Here is a 16,572-nt window from a genome sequence, read left to right on the forward strand (position 1 = left end):
ACCGGTCGCCGTGGTAGACGGCGGTGACGGTTCCCGAGCCGGTGTAGTGGAGGGTCGCGGTGCCACCGGAGAGCCGGACGGGGTGGCCGGTCTCGACGCCGTCGACGAGGAACTGGACGGTGCCGGTCGGGGTCGCGGGCTCGGCGGTCGCCGCGGTGACGCTGGCGGTGTATCTCGCGCCGCTGCCCGTGATCGACGTGGTGGTGGTGCGGAAGGCGGAGGTGGTCAGGAAGTCCTTGACCGCGTCCTGCCAGAACGCCCAGGTGTGGCCGCCGCCCTCGGTGAAGTAGCTGAACCCGATGCCGGCCTGGATGAATCCCATCCGTTCGGTGGTCGCGGTCATCGTCGGCAACGCCGCGCCGGTTGCCCATACATCGCCGCTCAGGTCCTGCTGCCCGACCGCGATCTCGAGCCCCAAGAGGTCGCCGAGCTTCTGGGTGCTGTACGCCGGGTTCAGCGAGACGTCGCCGTCGGCGTCGGTGACCGTGAGATCCGGTGCCCCGTTGGCGGGGGAGAAGACCCCGTAGTAGCCGAAGTTGGCGTCGTCGCTGAACAGGACGTTGTTGGTGGCGCCGCCGAAGGCGGAGTTGCCGGCGATGGCGCGACCGGAAGACGACGTCGTCACGTCGTAGTTCGCCTCCACGTAGGGGAGCACGTCCGAGCCGACCTCGGCGCCGAAGTTGCCGGGGCCGCCCACGTTCGGCATCACGATGATCGCCGGCTGCATCTTGTGCTCGGCGATGAGGTGGTCGGCGATCTGCTGGATGCGTCCGCGGGTGGGCCAGGCGATCTCGGTCTCGCCACCGCCGTGGCTGAGCACGAAGACCGGGTACGGCGTCGCGCGATCCGCGTCGTACCCCGGCGGCGTGTAGACCGCGAGACGGTCGGTGCCGGAGTCCTGCACGGTCGACGGGATCTCGACGTCGGTCAGGGTCCCGCGCTTGCCCTTGGACACGTCGGTGAGCCAGGAGTAGTCCTGAGTTCCGAAGCGGGAGTCGGACGGCACGTAGACCTGACTGAAGACCGCTGCCGATCCCTGCGTCGTCGTTCCGTCGGTGTTGAAGGCGAGGTTGGCCGGGTCGGTGATCGCGGTGCACCCGTCGACCGAGGTCCCGGTGGCCGCGCAGTCGGGATAGAACTGATAGTCGAAGACGCCCGACGGCAAGGGGACCGTGTAGGACCAGATGCCGGTCGCGGTGTCCTTGGTCATCGAGGCGACGGGCCAGGCCTCGCCCGGACGGTCGGGGGACTGGAGGGGGAAGTCGCCGGGCGTCCAGTCCGCGGCCGAGATCGCCGAGTTGTTGAGCGGGTCGGACTTGGTCGAGGCGGAGGAGGCGAACGACCACGATCCCTTGATCTTCATCGCGGTGGCGTCGGCGTCCTTGATCCGGAAGGTGACCGAGTATCCGGTCGGGCCCCGGCCGGTGTGGGTCACGGTGGGCCCGAGCGCCTGGGCGTCGCCGCCGTGTCCCTTCGTGGCGGTGGCGGCCACCGCCACGCTCGCGGTGAGTGCGAGCGTGAGCGCGGAGACGGCGACAGTGCCGCTCGCGCCTGGGAGCTTGTTCATGTCGTTCTCCAGGGCGTCGGTGGCCTGGCCGGCAGGACGGGGCCAGGGCCACGGGATGGGGGCCGCGGCTTGAGGAGAGCCGCCTGGACGTGACCGTATTCACACTCCTCGGGATCGCACAAGATGTTCACGGTATGAATTTTTATTTGGCTATGGTGCTCTTTTGCTCTCCGTAATGAACCTGTGAATGCCGCTTATATGCGTCAGGGGTGGATTTGTCCGCTTTTTGTGTTCAGGTCTTGAAGAAGATGGCGGATCTTCACTAGCGTCATCGAGTGACCGGGGTCACCACATCGAAGGAGCACGCATGTCCAGCACATCCACACCGAAGCCGATCGGGCGACGGGGCCTGATCGCCGGCACGATGGCAGCCGCCGGCGGTGCTGCGCTGTTGGGGCCATGGCAGTCGTCCGCCGAGGCGGCCGGCAGCCATCAGGGCCGCCGACGTTCCCCGCTGACCGCCGGCACCATCGACTCCGGCCGCGTTCGCGGTGTCGAGGCCGCCCTGGACGGCGTCACCGTCTTCAAGGGCATCCCGTACGGCGCCTCGACCGCCGGTGAGAACCGGTGGCGGGTCCCGCAGCCGGTCCGGTCGTGGCGCGGGGTGCGGGTCTGTGACACGTGGGGGGACGCCGCCCCCCAGTACACCGCGACCCTGCCGGAGTGGGCCGACCCGCCGACCTTCTCCGAGGACTGTCTGAACCTGAACGTGTGGACGGCGGCCGCCGACACGCACGAGCGTCGACCGGTGCTGTTGTGGCTCTACGGCGGTGCGGGCGCGTCGATGTGGTCCGGCCAGCCGATCTGGGACGGCTCGACGCTGGCCAAGAAGGGCGTCGTGGTCGTCACCATCAACTACCGTGCCGACGCGCTGGGCCACCTCGCCACCGCCGAGCTCTCCGAGGAGTTCGGGCACGGGTCCGGCAACTGGGGACACTTCGATGCGATCGCCGCACTGACGTGGGTCCGGCGCAACATCCACGCCTTCGGTGGGGATGCGGACCGGGTGACCCTGGCCGGCTGGTCCCACGGCTCCTCGCTGGCCTGGGTGCTGCTCTTCTCCCCACTGGCCAAGGGGCTCTTGCAGCGCTGCATCCTGGAGAGCGGGGTGCAGTACACCAAGGATCCGGTCATCAACCAGGTCGCCGGCAAGTATCGGAGCCTGGCGGCCGCGGAGACCACCGGCGCCAACTTCATGGAGTACGTCGGGGCCTCGTCGCTGGCCGAGCTGCGCACGATGGACGCCGCCGAGCTGCAGACACAGGCGAAGCTGGCACCGAGCACGGCCAAGGGATTCGGCACCGTGATGGACGGCTACCTCTTCCCGGCGACGTACTCCGAGATCTTCCGGGACGGTTCGTTCAGCGACATCCCGATCCTGACCGGGAACAACAAGGACGAGAACGGCGCCACGCCGGAACAGGACGTGACACTGGCGGAGTTCGAGGCCAACGCCACCTCGACGTACGGGGATCTGGCCGATGAGTTCCTGACCGCCTATCCCGCCACCAGCGATGCCGAGGCGAGCGAGCAGACCAACAACGCAGACCGGGACAACGAGCGGACCTCGACGTATCTGTGGGGGACCGAGTGGCTGGAGTCCGGTGCTCGCAGCAACGTCTACAACTACTTCTGGACCCACGTTCCGCCGGGGACGGACACCACCAACCCGATCATCGGGGACGGCGCGGTGGGCGCGTTCCACGGCGCCGAGATGTACTACGTCTTCGGTGGCCTGGACGGCACCGACCGACCATGGACCCGACAGGACTACCGGATCGCCGACAAGGTCTCGTCCTACGTTGCGAACTTCGCCGCCACGGGTGATCCCAACGGACGCGGCCGCGGGCACGATCGCCGCTACGCCACCGATGCCTGCGTGCGGCACGATCTTCCCCGGTGGCCGGCCCTGACGCGGCGCACGGCCTCGGTGATGGAGCTCGGCGATGGCTTCGGCCAGATCCCGGTGGGCGACACCGATGCCCGGATCGACTTCCAGGAGGACTACCTCACCTCCCAGGACGTCGAGTACTGAGGATCGTCCCTGGTGAGAGGCACGGTGATGAGGCCGCCGTCTAGGCGGCCTCATCCCTCACGATCGGGGCGGATGGTGACGCTCGTGGTGCTGGCGCAGCAGGTCGGCCCCGTAGTCGTTGCCGTTGGGGGTGCGCACCACCGTGTGGATGTGCTGGCGCCACGGTGCCTCGACCTCGAACATGACGCCCGCCATGTGCTCGAACTCGATCAGGATGACCGGGCTGTGGATCCGATAGTAGAACGCTCCGTGGGGTCCGCGATGGTCGCCGACGAAGGCGAAGTGAGTCTGGTCGAGGTGCTTGTCGATCTCGTGGCGTCGTAGGCGCGCGTGGTCGCACGGTGCTCGATCGACGTAGAGCCCGATCAGTCCGCGAGCGAGTTCGCGTTGCTCGTCAGTCATGTCGCCGACGGCCACGCCGGCATAGTCCAGCACCAGGTTGTCGCGGTAGGCCCGCGCGTAGAGATCCTCAGGCATTTGTGAGTCGATGCGGGCGGCTTCTTGCTGCCTGCCGTCGAGGCGCTCGAACAGATCGGCCCCCAGACGCTCTTCGGTGCCGAGCAGGCGCGTGCCGGCGTACGTGCCGAACTCGGCGAAGGCGGGCTCGGCACCGATGAAGCTGGGGGTGAGCGTCATCTGATCACCGACGACCACGCAGTTGACGTTGGCGTGATGGCCGTCGAGCTGCCATCCCCACGGAGCCCCAGGAGTCTCAGGAGAGCCGTAGATGCTGAACCAGTAGAGCCACTCGTTGAGAACGTCGAGCTCGGCACGCATCTCCCCGAGGGTGGTGTTGAGATGCATCACGTCGCGGAGCTGTGCGTATCCGACCTCGCTGAGGCATGACTCGATCACGCGGAGCGCGAGGTCTCGCTTGGCGTCGGTGAGATCCTCCAGGCACTGACCGTGACGGCCGAAGTAGCGCGTGCCGTTCATCCACTGCCGCCAGGTCTCGTCGTCGATCGGGAAGCGTCCGTATGCCGCCTCGCGCTTGCTCAATCCGTCGAGGTAGGCCACTGCTGAGCGGCGGGCTGGGCCCACGTCTAGTCCGGTCGGTGCCAGCGGGAAGAGTCCAGCTTCCAGGCCCGTGCTGGTGGTGATCCCCCGCAGCCCCTCGGCGGCGGTCTTGCGGTTCATCGCGGCCGTACGGGCCGCTCGCTCGGCCGTCCAACCGGTCCACATCGGGGGCTTGACCCCACTGCTGCGCTGGTCCCGAAGTCGCACGCCGCGCGGATCACTCTGGCTTTGACCGATGGGTCCCGCGGTCGGCTCAGCGGATGACACCGACACCGTCCTTGACCGCGAGGTTCGTGCCGAGAGCGGCAGACAGTTCCCGGTAGCGCTCGAGCACCCGCTCGGCGTCTTCTCCGCTCGCGGCGAACGGGCGACCGTCGGTCAGGGGCCGCTCCGGGCCGCCCACCGCGCGCCGAAGCTCGGCACCGTCACCGACCTTGCGTCCCAACTCCACTGGGTGCAGTCGGATCTCGCCGAGTTCACCGCCCGCCATGTCGATCTCGAGCACCGCTGAGCTCCACCAGGTCGCGCTGTGCGCGGAGTACCCGGGGTGTAGGGGATGGGTGGCCGGTGTCAGCGCGGACAGACGTTCGACATCGTGCCCCCACGCCTCGTAGCCGTCGAACGGCACCCGCCGGGCGAACTCCGACTGGGCGAAGAAGTTGCCGATGCCGTAGATGATCGGCTTTCCACGATAGATCTCGATGCCCAGCGTCTTGTGCCAGCCGTGACCCACGTAGATGTCGGCGCCCTCATCGATGCAGCGTCGGGCGAACCGCTGAACGAAGGAGGGCGGCTCGTCCCCTCGTTTTCCTTCGCTGTTGCTGAAGTGGTGAGCGACGATGACCAGATCGGACATCGTCGCCGCCTCCGCCACCGACCGCAGGTTGCCGGCCAGGTCGGCCTGATCCAGCGAGGAGCGGATCTCGAAATGGTCGCTGGCGAGGAACTTGTTGCTGCTCCAGGTGCTTCCCGGCATGGGCAGGACGAACTCGCCCTCACTCCGGTCGCTCTTCGCACCGCTGGTCTCGACCAGGCCTCCCCGACCCATCGGTATTCCGAGTTGGCGCCAGACGTCCTTGAGCAGCTCCGCGGAGGGTTGGTCGACGACGTACTGCATGGCGGTGCGCAGCGGATTGACCCCGGCTCGTCCAGGCAGCGACGCCTTGGGTGGTGTCGCCCACTCGTGAGCGCCGTTCCCCGAGCTCACCGAGACCAGGGCGACACGACCCTTGCGGGTCTCCAGATACGCGGGCTCGCGTGCCTCCTCCAGGTCCCGACCGGTGCCGGCATGTGCGAGACCGGCGGCCTGACAGTGCCGGATGGTGGACATGATCCCGGGGGCGCCGAAGTCAAAGCTGTGGTTGTTGGCCAGCGAGCTGATGTCCACCCCAGCCCAGCGTAGGTCGTGGGCGACCCGTGGATCGGTCATGAAATAGCTGCCCAGCGATCCGCTCCGCGCCGGGGCGCCCACCTCTGCGTACTCCCCGAAGTTGGTCTCGACATGGGCATAGGTGAGGTCCGCGGAGCGCAGCCGGTCGAGGACGGAGGTGAACTCGGGCTCCTCTCCAACCGAGAACGGACGGGTGACCATGCATTCGCCGGCCACGGCGATCGATATCGGTTGGCTGTTCGATGTGGACATGGGTGGTTCTCCTTCGGGACGGGATCGGCGACGAGTCGGGTGGGTCAGTCCATGCTCGCCACCCCGCGCGCGTGGTGCAGCCAGCGCATGTGTCGGCTGAGCACTGCACGATCGGTGCGCAGCTCGAGAAGCACGAAACCTGGTTCGAGAGCGGCGGCGACGGCCTGCTCGGTGTCTCTGGGGTCGGCGAGGACGATGATTCGGGCGCCGAGTGCCCTGGCGGCGTCGGCCAGTCCGGGCGTTCCCACGACGGCGAGTTCGGCGTGGTCGTCGTCGAACGCAAGGCGCTGGTACTCGGTTCCCAAGGCACCGTCGTTGACCACGACGACCGTCAGGTTTGCGCCCGAGCGCGCCACCGTGTCGGCCTCCGCGAGATGCATCATGAAGGCGGCGTCGCCCTCGATCACGACCGTCTTCTTCTCCGGTGTCGCCAAGGCCGCTCCCGTCGCCGTGGGCAGTGCCTGGCCGATCGATCCGAAGCCATGTGCCGCGAAGAAGCGACCGTCGGCCGGCACGTCGACGAAGGTCGTGGCGAACCCGGAGCAATGACCGTTCCCGACCACGACGTTGGCATCGGCGGGGAGGTGTCTGCTGAGTGCAGCCAAGCTTGGCCGAGGGTCGACGCTACCGGCGGCCGGTCGCGTCGGGAACTCCTTGAGGTCATGAGCCCAACACTCCGCATCGGGTGGCACCGGGGCGAACCACGGGTGGCGGGCCGGGCCGCGGGCCTGTGCCAGCAGCTCCTCGATGGTCGCGACCGCCTCGGCCAGCAGCGGGGTGACGTTGTCGGCGGATGCCATGGCCGATGTCTCGTCGATGACCTGGAGGATGCGGGCACGCTGGAACAGCCGACCCGAGGACGTGGTGCCACGGTCGAGACTGGAGCCGAAGGCCACCACGAGATCGGCGCGCTTGAGTATTGTCTCGGCCTCGACGTGCGAGAGCCCGCCGGAGATCCCGAGATTCTGGGGATGCCCGTCGAAGAGACCCTTCGCTGGGACCGTCGTCGCCAGCGCGGCACCCCAGTGTTCGGCAAGCTCGGTGAGCGGCCTGGTGCCCTTGGCGCGGAGCAGGCCACGGCCCGCGATGAACACTGGCGATCGAGCAGTGGATAGCGCGGTCAGGATGACGTCGGCCGCAGCCGAGCTGGCCTCCCGGTCCACCTCGGCCACGATCTCGTACGCGCCCGAGCGTTTCCCCACGGCCGGCGCCGGGGCGATGAAGAGGTCGGATGCCACTCCGAGGATCACCGGCGAGGTCAGTCGAAGGGCCGCCGACATGGCGTTCTCGAGGGCCGCCGCCGGATCCTCGCCCGGCCGGACTCGGTGGTATGGCACCTCGCACGCCTCAGCGAACCGCATCTGGTCGAACCGTTGCGCGCCGAGATAGTCGGCACTCGTCTCGGCGACCACCAGGACCAGTGGTGAGCGGTTCCGCGCGGCGACGACCAAGGAGGTAGCCGTGTGGGTGAATCCGGGGCCGTGTGTTACGGTGCAGATCGCCACCGACCCTTTGGCCCAGCCGAAGCCTTCAGCCATCGCGACGGCGGCACTCTCGTGCCGCACTTCGACGATCCCGATCGACTCCTGCTGCAGGGCGGTGAGGAAGTGCATGTTGCCGTCGCCCATCAAGGTGAACACGTGGGAACACCCGTGCTGGGCGAGGACCTGAGCCATCCGGGTGCCACCGTTCGGCGGGTTCCGGTCGGTGGCGGGAGAGCCGGGCTCGTGATCGGTGGTCCGGAGACCCGGATCAGCCGGCATCTCGACGCCGTCTCGGTCCTGGTGCTCCATCGGGACTCCTCTCACCGGCGCTGACGCTTCGCCGGCGCTGACGCTAGTCAGCCAATTCGTAGGTGTAAATGTAGTTACGGTCTAAGTAATTCTCTGGGCGCACATGTCTGCCGAGGACTGTCCGCGACACGAGTCAGGTCAGGTTTGCGGGCACGAAGCCGGAGCGCAGGTCTGGTCGTGTTGGAATCAGGTTCTGCCGTACCGCGTACTCCGCTGCCAGACCGACGGCCGGTGCCACCGCATCGATGCCGTAGCAGAGCCGGTGCGGGGCGTCGGCACCTTCCCAAAGCATGCCTCCGCAATCGGTCTCCTCGACGCCTCGGGTCAGCTCGCGGTAGATCGCCCGAACCATGTCGGGTCGCTGTTCGGCGAGTCGCTCCGTGACCACCACCAGGTGGTTCACCGGCACGACGCCGTGGCGTGCGTGCCAGGCCCGAGCCGAGCCGGACGGGTCGGCCAGCACCGGCCGGAGCCACGATTGGCTGACCCGGCTGAGGACGGCCGCGGAGAGGTCACCGGTCCGCAGCAGCTCATCCAGTGGTGCGTGTGCTCGCTTGACGTACGCCGGATCCTGGAACGCAGCCAGGTGAGAGCCTTCGGTGACCACCCAGGTCGAGTCTTGCGGGCGGAGATCGTACTCCTCTTCCAACCAGGCCCGAACCCAGAGGCCGGTGGTCTGACTGAAGGAGCGCACGCCGATACGCTTGCCGATCAGCACCCGCGGATCGTCGATGTCGGCGTCGCGCGGTGTCACCAGACTGCGGTGATGGAAGGCGGCGGCCAGCGTCACCGGCAGAAGCAGCAGAGGCTTGCCGGCGGCTCGCGCCTGGAGGAAGACAGTGATCGGGAGTTCGGCGACGTCGTAGACCTGATGCTCGATCATCTCCCCGAACGCGCGATACATCGGTTTGGGCGAAGGGAACGCGACGCGGGCGCCGGCGATTCGATCGAGTGATCTCAGCTGGCGGGTGTGCGGCTTGTCCGAGATCGCGATCAGGATTTCCGCGTCCGAACCATTGGCGGTCATGGGGTGGCCCAGAAGGCCGGATAGGCCTCGCCGACGCCGTCGATGATGCGGAGATGGTCATGGGCCACCGCCGGCACCTCGGCGTACTCCACTGCGAGACCGGCCTGCTCGATCTGGTCGCGGAAGTCGAGGATCGTCCGCCGGAGTCGGTGATCCTCGGCACCGGCCAGGATGCGGATCCGGGTGCCGCGGTGGCGCAGCTCGGGAGCGTTGGCCATCAGTAATGTCCATGGACTCACCGCGCGGTAGTAGTCGGCATCATCGAAGAAGGTTCGCTTGGTGCGTTGGGCTGGCTCCTCCCCGATGGTACGCAGAATCGCGGGCGCGATCCCGGAGATCCGGCCGAACAGGCCGGGATACTTCAGGCCGAAGCGGAAGGTGCCGTAGCCACCCATCGAGAACCCCTCGATGGTACGTCCGCTTCGGTCGGCGATCGTGCGGTAGGTGGCGTCCACATGGGGGATCAGGTCGTCGATCACAGTCCGTTCTATTGGCCGCTCGCCGTCCTTGGAGTCCAGGTACCAGCCGATCGGGAGTGCCTGGACCGAGACCAGGATCACCGGCGGCATCTGGCGGGCCCGAATCGCCTCATCGATGCGCTCGACGACACCGAGCGCGCTACACGAGCTCTCTCTGCCACCGTGCAACCAGTAGACGACGGGGAATCGTCGTTCGGGATCGGTGTCATAGTGCGGCGGCAGATAGAGCAGATAGCTGCCTTCGGCGCCGGGAGCCGTCCGGCGTGAGGGCTGCCGGTAGGTATGGAAGGTGACGAGGTCGCTGTCGGGGCGAACTGGATCGACCCACTGGCGCTCGAACGCGGCCCACTCGAGCTCATGGGGCGCTGGTGTGTGCTCGGCGGTCGGGTTGTGCTCTTCGATCATCAGGTTCGGCTCTCCTGTGACAGTGGTGAATGCTGATCGTGCGGTCATGCGGTGCGGACCTGTTGGCCCTCCTCGTAGCGCTCGAACCGGGCGCGCTTCTCCGTCTGGCGGAGCGGATCGGGAATCGGCGCGGCGTTGAACAGACGGCGGGTGTACGGCGCCCTAAGGGGGCTGTCCACCTCCTCGGCATCGAAGAGCTCGACAAGACGGCCGCTTTGTTGGACGGCGACGCGGTCCGCGATCTGCCTCACCACGCCGAGATCGTGGGTGATGAACAGGTACGACGTGCCGAGCTCGTCCTTGATGTCGGCCAGCAGGTTCAGGATCTGGGCCTGGATCGAGAGGTCGAGCGCGCTCACGGCCTCGTCGCAGATCACCAGCGCCGGGCGGGTGATGAGGGCGCGGGCGATGGCCACTCGTTGTCGCTGACCGCCGGAGAGTCGTCCGGGGGCGAGTGTCGCGACGTCGCGGTCGAGTCCGACCCGCGACAGCTCGTCCGCGACTCGCGTCCGGACCTGGTCGCGGGAGAGATGCCGCTGCTGCACCCGGAGCGGCTCGGCGATGCTCGCGCCGACGGACCGGGCCGGATTGAGGGACCCGTACGGGTCCTGGAACACCGTCTGGACATGCGCGGCCAGGCGCCGTCGTTCGTGGCGTGTACGCGCACGCAGCGGCTCCCCGCCGATCGTGATCAATCCGGTCGTTACTGGGACCAGCCCCTGGATGGCTCGGGCGATGGTGCTCTTGCCCGAGCCGGACTCGCCGACAAGACCGAGTACCTCGTTGTGCCCGACCTCGAGGCTCACGCCGTCGACCGCCCGGACCGGCAGGCGTCGACCTCGGCGGTACTCGACGACCAGATCGCTGATGGACAACAACGGTGCGTCCGCCTCAGACATCGTCCACCTCCTCGGCCCTCTCGGGCACGGAGCTCACGTCGCCCAGACCGGCTTCGATCTCGGCAGCACGGAGGCATCGACTGAGGTGACCCTCGCCGCCGACGTCGGTCAGGCCCGGATGGTCGAGCGTGCAGGCGCTCAGGGCGTGCCCGCAGCGAGCGGCGAAGCGACAGTGCGTGGGCCAGTGGCCGGGGGCGGCCACTTGTCCCGGGATGGTCGCCAGCCGTCCGTGCGAACTCTGTGCGTGTGGGTCGGCGGCGCGCAGGGCGCGGGTGTAAGGGTGAGCGGGTGAGCCGAAGATGTCGGTCACGTCGGCCTCCTCGACCACCTCGCCGGCATACAGCGTGACCGCCCGGTCGGCGATGTCCGCAACGACGCCCCAGTCGTGGGTCACCAACAGGATGGCGAGGCCGCGTTCTCGCTGCAGCCGCTTGAGCAGGCCGATCACCTCCATCTGGACCGTGACGTCGAGAGCGGTGCTCGGCTCGTCCGCGATCAGCAGGTCGGGGTCGCCGGCGAGCGCGAGTGCGATCGCGACTCGCTGCGCCATGCCGCCCGAGATCTCGTGTGGATATCTGCGGAGCACCTCGGCGGGGTCGGAGATCCTGACGGCGGCGAGCAGTTGCTCGGCCTGTTCGACAGCGGCCGTGCGGCCGAGCTGACGGTGCCGTCGCAAGGCTTCGGCCAGTTGGCTGCCGACCCGGAAGAGGGGATCGAGCGCGACCATCGGGTCTTGTCCGATGTAGGCGATCCGGCGCCCGCGAACGGCGTCGAGCGTCGCTTCGTCGGCGCCGACCAGTTCTTGGGAGTCGAACCGGATGCTTCCGGTCACCTCGGTGTCATCGAGCTGCAGGATGGAGGCCGAAGTGACAGATTTCCCGGCTCCGGATTCGCCGACCAGGGCAAGGACCTCGCCTCGACGCAGGTCGAATGCGATGCCTTCCACCAAGGTGATCGATCGTGCTCCCGGCGTTCGTACGGTGACGTTGCGCAGGCTCAGCAGCGCCGACGAGGATGTGCGGCCCGGGCGCTCGGACCCGGACAGATCGGCCGTACCCGAGAAGGAGCGCGATGCCTGCCCCCGCCTGCGACGCCGCCGCAGCCTGTGGCTGCCTTGGCCGAGGTCGCCCAGGATGCCGAAGGCGACGATCGTCACACAGATGACGAGTGTGGGTGGAACCACCATCCACGGATCCGTGCTCAGATATTGTGCGGCCTCGGCGATGACACCGCCCCAACTGGGTGCGGGCGGGGCGACGCCCAGTCCGAGGAAGCCGAGCGATACGTCCATGGTCAGTGCCATCGCCGCCACGATCGAGGTCTGCACCTTGATGAAGACGGCGAGCCGAGGGAGCAGATGGCGCACGATGATGACGCCTTCCGAGACACCGGCGGCGCGGGCTGCGGTGATGTAGAGCTCGTTCGCCACGGTCAGAGTCGCGCCTCGGATGACCCGAAACTGTGGTGCGCAGGTGAACAGTCCGAAGACGACCATGCAGATGTAGGGGTTGTTGGCGAAGATGGTGGCAACCACCAGAAGCACCATCAGGACCGGCACGGCCATCAGGACGTCGGCGATCAGCGAGAGGAACCGGTCGATCCGGCCTCCGCGGTAGCCGGCTGCGATCCCACCGAAGGCGCCGAGAGTCATGGTGACTCCGATGCCGATCAAGATGCAGAGCAGTGTTGGTCGCGCGCCGTACGCCATTCGTGCGATCAGGTCACGGCCGAGGTCATCGGTGCCCAGGAGATGGCCGCCGCTCGGGCCTAGGTAGCCCTCGCTCATGTCCTGGCTGTTCGCTCCCCCGGGGAACAGGACCGGTGCCAGTAGTGCGATCAGTGTGACGAGCAGGATCCAGCCGAGCGCCGCCATCGCCCATCGGTCCACCGCGACGCCACGAGAGGCCCGGGTAGGTGATCCGGCCCGGGCCGCGAGTGGCGCCGTCGTCGGCATCGGCGTCGTCATCGTCGGCCCACCTTCGGGTTGACGACCACGTAGAGAAGGTCGAGGCAGAGATTCACCGCGATGATGAGCAGGGTGTAGGTCACCGCCACGGCCTGGACGACCGGCAGGTCCTTGCTCGCGGCCGAGGCGACGGCAAGACCTCCCAAGCCCGGGATGCCGAAGACCTGCTCGATCAGCACCGAGCCTCCCAGCAGCCCCACCACGGCCGTACCCAGTGCGGCCAGCACCGGAACCGACGCGGTGCGCAGTGCGTGCTTGTACAACACGGAGCGACGGGCGAATCCGTTGGCTCGCAGCGTTCTGATGAAGGGGCTCCGCAGGGCGTCGACCATGGCCGAGCGCACCTGCTTGGCGATGAAGCCGATCGCGCCGATCACCAAGGCCGTCACCGGAAGCACGAGTGTCCGACTCCAAGCCCCCAGACCGTCGGCCAGTGTGGCGTAGCCGTTCGGTGGCAGCCATCCCAGAGAGGAGCTGAAGCCCAAGATCAGCAACAGGCCGATGATGAAGCCCGGGACCCCGACCCCGAGGAGGCCCAACGCGTCGGTGAGGCGCGCCACCGGACCGCCGCGGACGGCCGAGACCACGCCGAGCAGTACTCCGATCACCGCGGTGACCACCAGCGTCAACAGGACCAACGACACCGTTGGACCTATGCGCTGCGCCACCATGGTGCGCACCGGCTCGCCCGAGGACAATGACGTGCCCAGGTCCCCGTGCAGGACGTGGCCCAGCCACTCCCAGTACTGCACCGGTAGCGGCTGATCGAGATGCATCTGCTCCTGCAGTGCCTTGACGGTTGCCGGCGTCGCGTACTGACCGAGCAGTGAGGTTGCGGCATCACCGGGGCTCAACGAGATCAGCAGGAAGGTGACCACCGAGACGACGAAGAGGAGCACCGCCGCCTTGCCGGCCCAGCGGACCACCGGCAGGAGCACTGCCAAGCGGCGGAACGCCGCGGAGAGCCACAGCGTTCGCGCGTGAGGGGTGAGGATCGCGCCGCTCATCAGCTCATCGTGACCGGGTTGGGGTAGAGCCCGTTCACCGGAACGGTGACGTCGTTGCTGTAGAACACCTGGTCGGTCGAGGCGAGTGGCACGAACCACGCCTTCTCGGAGACCAGCTGGCTGAAGTCCTGCCAAGCGTTGGTCGCCGCCGAGCCAGTCAGCACGGAGGCCTTGGCGATCTGCTTGTTCAGGTCCGCGTCGGAGTCGTGGGCCTTGTTGACATAGCCGTTCGGCTCGATGAGCTGCTGGGCCGCAGAGAACATGGTGGTCGACTCCCACTGCTCGAAGTCTGCGGAGTACTTCATGCTGCTCTGCTGCTGGAGGAACTGCTGGAAGGTCGGCGCGGTGACGATCTTCATGGTGATGTTGGCCTTCGCGAGGTCGTCGGCCAACACCTGTGCCGCGCTGACCAAGGTCGGTTCGTACCCGGGGACGAGCAGCTTGAAGCTGAACCCGTCCGGATAGCCTGCCTCGGTGAGCAGCTCCTTGGCCTTGGCCGCGTCCTGACTGTAGATCGGGTCGGAGTAGTAGCCAGCGGTGCCCTTGGCGACGATCTGTTCGTTGGCGGTGCCGTTGACGAGGTCGGCGATGGCGGACCTGTCGACCGCGTAGTTGAGCGCCTGCCGGACCTTGACATCGCCGAGGGCCGGGGTCACCTTGCCGGCTCGGTCGGTCAGCATCAGCATGTAGGTCAGCTGCGCTCCCGAGGTGGTCTCGGTGAGGCTTGCGGAGCTTGCCTGGCTCTTCTGCTTCCAGGTCCCTTGCATCACCGAATGTGCGGTCCCCTTGACCGTCTGCAGCGCGGAGTCGGTGTTGGCGATGACCTTCACCACCACCTTGTCCCAGTGCTGGGCCGAGGTGTCGTAGTAGTTCGGATTCGGTACGTAGGTGTACGTCGACCCCGAGACGGTCGAGTCCAACTCGTAGGCGCCGGCCCCGTAGGTGTGGTAGCCGAGTTGGTCGGTGTCACCGCTGAGCGCCTTGGGACTGATCGGAGAACCCCATGCGCCGCCGTCGGAGAAGAGCAGCGGCGCATCAGGATATGGCTGGGTGAACTTGATGTCGACGGTGGTCTCGTTCGGCGTGCTGATGCTCTTGACCAGTCGCTTCACCGTCTCGCTGCCCTGCGCCTTCGCATCCATGAAGTACTCCAGGAACGTCTTCTCCGCCTGTGCGTTCAAGGCCGCGCCGTCGGAGAACTTCAGGCCTTTGCGCAGCGTGATGCGGATCTCCTTGTTCCCTGAGCCGATGAACTTGTAGCCGGTCGCGAGCACGGGCTCGAACCGGTCCCCGCCGAGCCAGTCGAAGAAGCTCGAGTACGCCAGGTCGACGGTCTGCGTCGCAGAGTTCCCGTAGCCCACGAGCAGTGGATTGATGCTCGACGGCGCGGTGGACGTGATCAACGTGAGCGTGCCGCCTGCGCCACCTCCCGTGCTGTTCGAGCTGGACCCGCAGGCGACGAGGCCGCCGAGGCCCAGCACAGTGGCCGCAGTTGTGACGAGTGCGCGACGCGTCAGTCGCATGTCATTCCTCCTCGTGAGGTCCACCGGGTGATGGGTCGCGCGCTGCACGCGATAAGGCCGGTCCGAGGCTTCGGCTGTGGATCACTCGCGCAACCCGAAGTGGCTTGCGTCACAGAACGTAGCAGCGTCAAACGCGGTAAGGAATGCACTTTCGTTGCACGAAACGATGCTGTCAAAGGTGCCGTAGCAGGAAGTCGAGCGCGGTCCGCTGCAGGCCCGCTGGGTCACGATGACCGCGGAAGGTGTGGCCGTAGTCCGCGACGGCGCTCAGTTCCACGGGCGCGCCCACTTGCGCGGCGGCGGAGACGAGCTGCTCGGACTGAGCGAACGGCACTGCGTCGTCGGCGGTGCCGTGCATGAGCAGGATCGGCACCGAGTCCACGCTGAGATAGTTGACCGGACTGGCTCGACGGGCACGCTCGCGGGCGTCGCCGACCGGAACACCCAGCAGGTGGGACTCTGGTGAACCGGCGGCGTCGGTGGCGGGCGCACCCTGGGCTTGCATGGTGGAGAAGTCCACCGGTGGATACCAGGCCACGGCACACCTCACGCCGGGAAGTGCGCCGACGGTGAGCCCGTCGTCGGTAGGCGACGAGAGAGCGGTCATCAGGGCCAGATAAGCGCCGGCGGACTCGCCCCAGAGTCCGATCCGCTCGGGGTCGATGCCCAACTCGGAAGATCGTGCTCGCAACCACGATATCGCCGCCATGACGTCGTGCACGCAGGCGGGCCAGGTCGCTTCGCCGCTGAGACGATAATCGACGCTCGCGACACAGGTGCCGTCGTGAGCCAGTCGACGGAACACCTCCGGAGCGCCGAAGGCGGGCGGATACATGGAACGGCTGCCGACCCGGAAGGCGCCGCCGTGGAGTGCGATCACCACCGGTGTCGGGCCATGCTGTTCTGGCTTGAAGAGATCGAGTGACAGGGGTCGGAACCCGACCACGGCACGGTACGTGACGTCCCGGTAGACCAAGACCCCGTCGTCCGCCGAGGGTTCGGGCAGGGGTGCGCTCACCAGCGCGTGGAGGAGTCCCCGCGGCGGCGTGGCGCGGGTCGGTGCGGTCGGCGGGCTGGCAGCGGTGTCGCTCACTGGTCCACCATCCTCTTGTCGGCGTTCTCAGACAGAGCGCCGATGCACCCCGGGTGCCACCAGGTCACTGCCCTGCTCGCTTGACCCGTTCCAGACCTGGAGCGATGTCCAGGATGAGA

The 16,572-nt window shown here is 67.4% G+C and carries 12 protein-coding genes; 1 reads left to right on the top strand and 11 read right to left on the bottom strand.

Annotation, left to right across the window (positions count from 1 at the left end):
- The coding region (locus QM638_RS09530) for an alpha/beta hydrolase-fold protein (RefSeq protein WP_415141731.1) at positions 1 to 1,567 on the bottom strand (1,567 nt) is incomplete at its 3' end.
- A 307-nt stretch (positions 1,568 to 1,874) separates the two neighbouring features.
- Between QM638_RS09530 and QM638_RS09535 the strand changes: the two genes are divergently transcribed.
- Positions 1,875 to 3,602 (top strand): carboxylesterase/lipase family protein, encoded by a 1,728-nt coding sequence (locus QM638_RS09535; protein ID WP_415141732.1) that lies wholly within the window; start codon positions 1,875 to 1,877, stop codon positions 3,600 to 3,602.
- A 57-nt stretch (positions 3,603 to 3,659) separates the two neighbouring features.
- Here QM638_RS09535 and QM638_RS09540 read toward each other — a convergent pair whose 3' ends face one another.
- From QM638_RS09540 to QM638_RS09585, 10 genes are all read right to left on the bottom strand, one after another.
- Entirely contained in the window at positions 3,660 to 4,826 is a 1,167-nt protein-coding gene (locus tag QM638_RS09540; RefSeq protein ID WP_415141733.1) for a DUF3500 domain-containing protein, read from the bottom strand.
- A 46-nt stretch (positions 4,827 to 4,872) separates the two neighbouring features.
- Complete coding sequence (locus tag QM638_RS09545; protein WP_415141734.1) at positions 4,873 to 6,261, bottom strand: CapA family protein; 1,389 nt, start codon at positions 6,259 to 6,261, stop codon at positions 4,873 to 4,875.
- Between the two features lie 44 nt (positions 6,262 to 6,305).
- A complete protein-coding gene (locus QM638_RS09550) occupies positions 6,306 to 8,054 on the bottom strand; it encodes a thiamine pyrophosphate-binding protein (protein ID WP_415141735.1) in 1,749 nt (582 codons plus the stop codon).
- A 133-nt stretch (positions 8,055 to 8,187) separates the two neighbouring features.
- A complete protein-coding gene (locus QM638_RS09555; protein WP_415141736.1) occupies positions 8,188 to 9,081 on the bottom strand; it encodes a hypothetical protein in 894 nt (297 codons plus the stop codon).
- A complete protein-coding gene (locus QM638_RS09560) occupies positions 9,078 to 9,965 on the bottom strand; it encodes an alpha/beta hydrolase (RefSeq protein WP_415141737.1) in 888 nt (295 codons plus the stop codon). The genes QM638_RS09555 and QM638_RS09560 overlap by 4 nt, the downstream gene beginning before the upstream one ends.
- A 44-nt stretch (positions 9,966 to 10,009) precedes the next feature.
- Positions 10,010 to 10,864, bottom strand: a complete 855-nt coding sequence (locus QM638_RS09565; RefSeq protein ID WP_415141738.1) for an ATP-binding cassette domain-containing protein — start codon at positions 10,862 to 10,864, stop codon at positions 10,010 to 10,012.
- Positions 10,857 to 12,830 carry a dipeptide/oligopeptide/nickel ABC transporter permease/ATP-binding protein gene (locus QM638_RS09570; RefSeq protein WP_415141739.1) on the bottom strand — a complete coding sequence of 658 codons (1,974 nt, stop codon included), beginning with the start codon at positions 12,828 to 12,830 and terminating at the stop codon, positions 10,857 to 10,859. The genes QM638_RS09565 and QM638_RS09570 overlap by 8 nt, the downstream gene beginning before the upstream one ends.
- The gene (locus QM638_RS09575) at positions 12,827 to 13,837 is read right to left on the bottom strand and encodes an ABC transporter permease (RefSeq protein WP_415141741.1); all 1,011 of its coding nucleotides are present in this window, start codon (positions 13,835 to 13,837) and stop codon (positions 12,827 to 12,829) included. The genes QM638_RS09570 and QM638_RS09575 overlap by 4 nt, the downstream gene beginning before the upstream one ends.
- Positions 13,837 to 15,360 (bottom strand): ABC transporter substrate-binding protein, encoded by a 1,524-nt coding sequence (locus QM638_RS09580; protein WP_415141742.1) that lies wholly within the window; start codon positions 15,358 to 15,360, stop codon positions 13,837 to 13,839. Before QM638_RS09580 ends, QM638_RS09575 begins: the two co-directional genes overlap by 1 nt.
- A gap of 172 nt (positions 15,361 to 15,532) precedes the next feature.
- A complete protein-coding gene (locus QM638_RS09585) occupies positions 15,533 to 16,336 on the bottom strand; it encodes an alpha/beta hydrolase fold domain-containing protein (protein WP_415141743.1) in 804 nt (267 codons plus the stop codon).
- Between the last annotated feature and the right edge of the window lie 236 nt (positions 16,337 to 16,572).

The organism is Nocardioides sp., assembly GCF_047606145.1.
Taxonomy (GTDB): Bacteria; Actinomycetota; Actinomycetes; order Propionibacteriales; family Nocardioidaceae; genus Nocardioides.

What these genes read in the sequence shown, in the direction of transcription:
- QM638_RS09570 (WP_415141739.1), bottom strand. Translation starts at nt 12,830, where the DNA reads ATGACGACGCCGATGCCGACGACGGCGCCACTCGCGGCCCGGGCCGGA.
- QM638_RS09580 (WP_415141742.1), bottom strand. Translation starts at nt 15,360, where the DNA reads ATGCGACTGACGCGTCGCGCACTCGTCACAACTGCGGCCACTGTGCTG.
- QM638_RS09545 (WP_415141734.1), bottom strand. Translation starts at nt 6,261, where the DNA reads ATGTCCACATCGAACAGCCAACCGATATCGATCGCCGTGGCCGGCGAA.
- QM638_RS09555 (WP_415141736.1), bottom strand. Translation starts at nt 9,081, where the DNA reads ATGACCGCCAATGGTTCGGACGCGGAAATCCTGATCGCGATCTCGGAC.
- QM638_RS09565 (WP_415141738.1), bottom strand. Translation starts at nt 10,864, where the DNA reads ATGTCTGAGGCGGACGCACCGTTGTTGTCCATCAGCGATCTGGTCGTC.
- QM638_RS09550 (WP_415141735.1), bottom strand. Translation starts at nt 8,054, where the DNA reads ATGGAGCACCAGGACCGAGACGGCGTCGAGATGCCGGCTGATCCGGGT.
- QM638_RS09560 (WP_415141737.1), bottom strand. Translation starts at nt 9,965, where the DNA reads ATGATCGAAGAGCACAACCCGACCGCCGAGCACACACCAGCGCCCCAT.
- QM638_RS09535 (WP_415141732.1), top strand. Translation starts at nt 1,875, where the DNA reads ATGTCCAGCACATCCACACCGAAGCCGATCGGGCGACGGGGCCTGATC.
- QM638_RS09575 (WP_415141741.1), bottom strand. Translation starts at nt 13,837, where the DNA reads ATGAGCGGCGCGATCCTCACCCCTCACGCGCGAACGCTGTGGCTCTCC.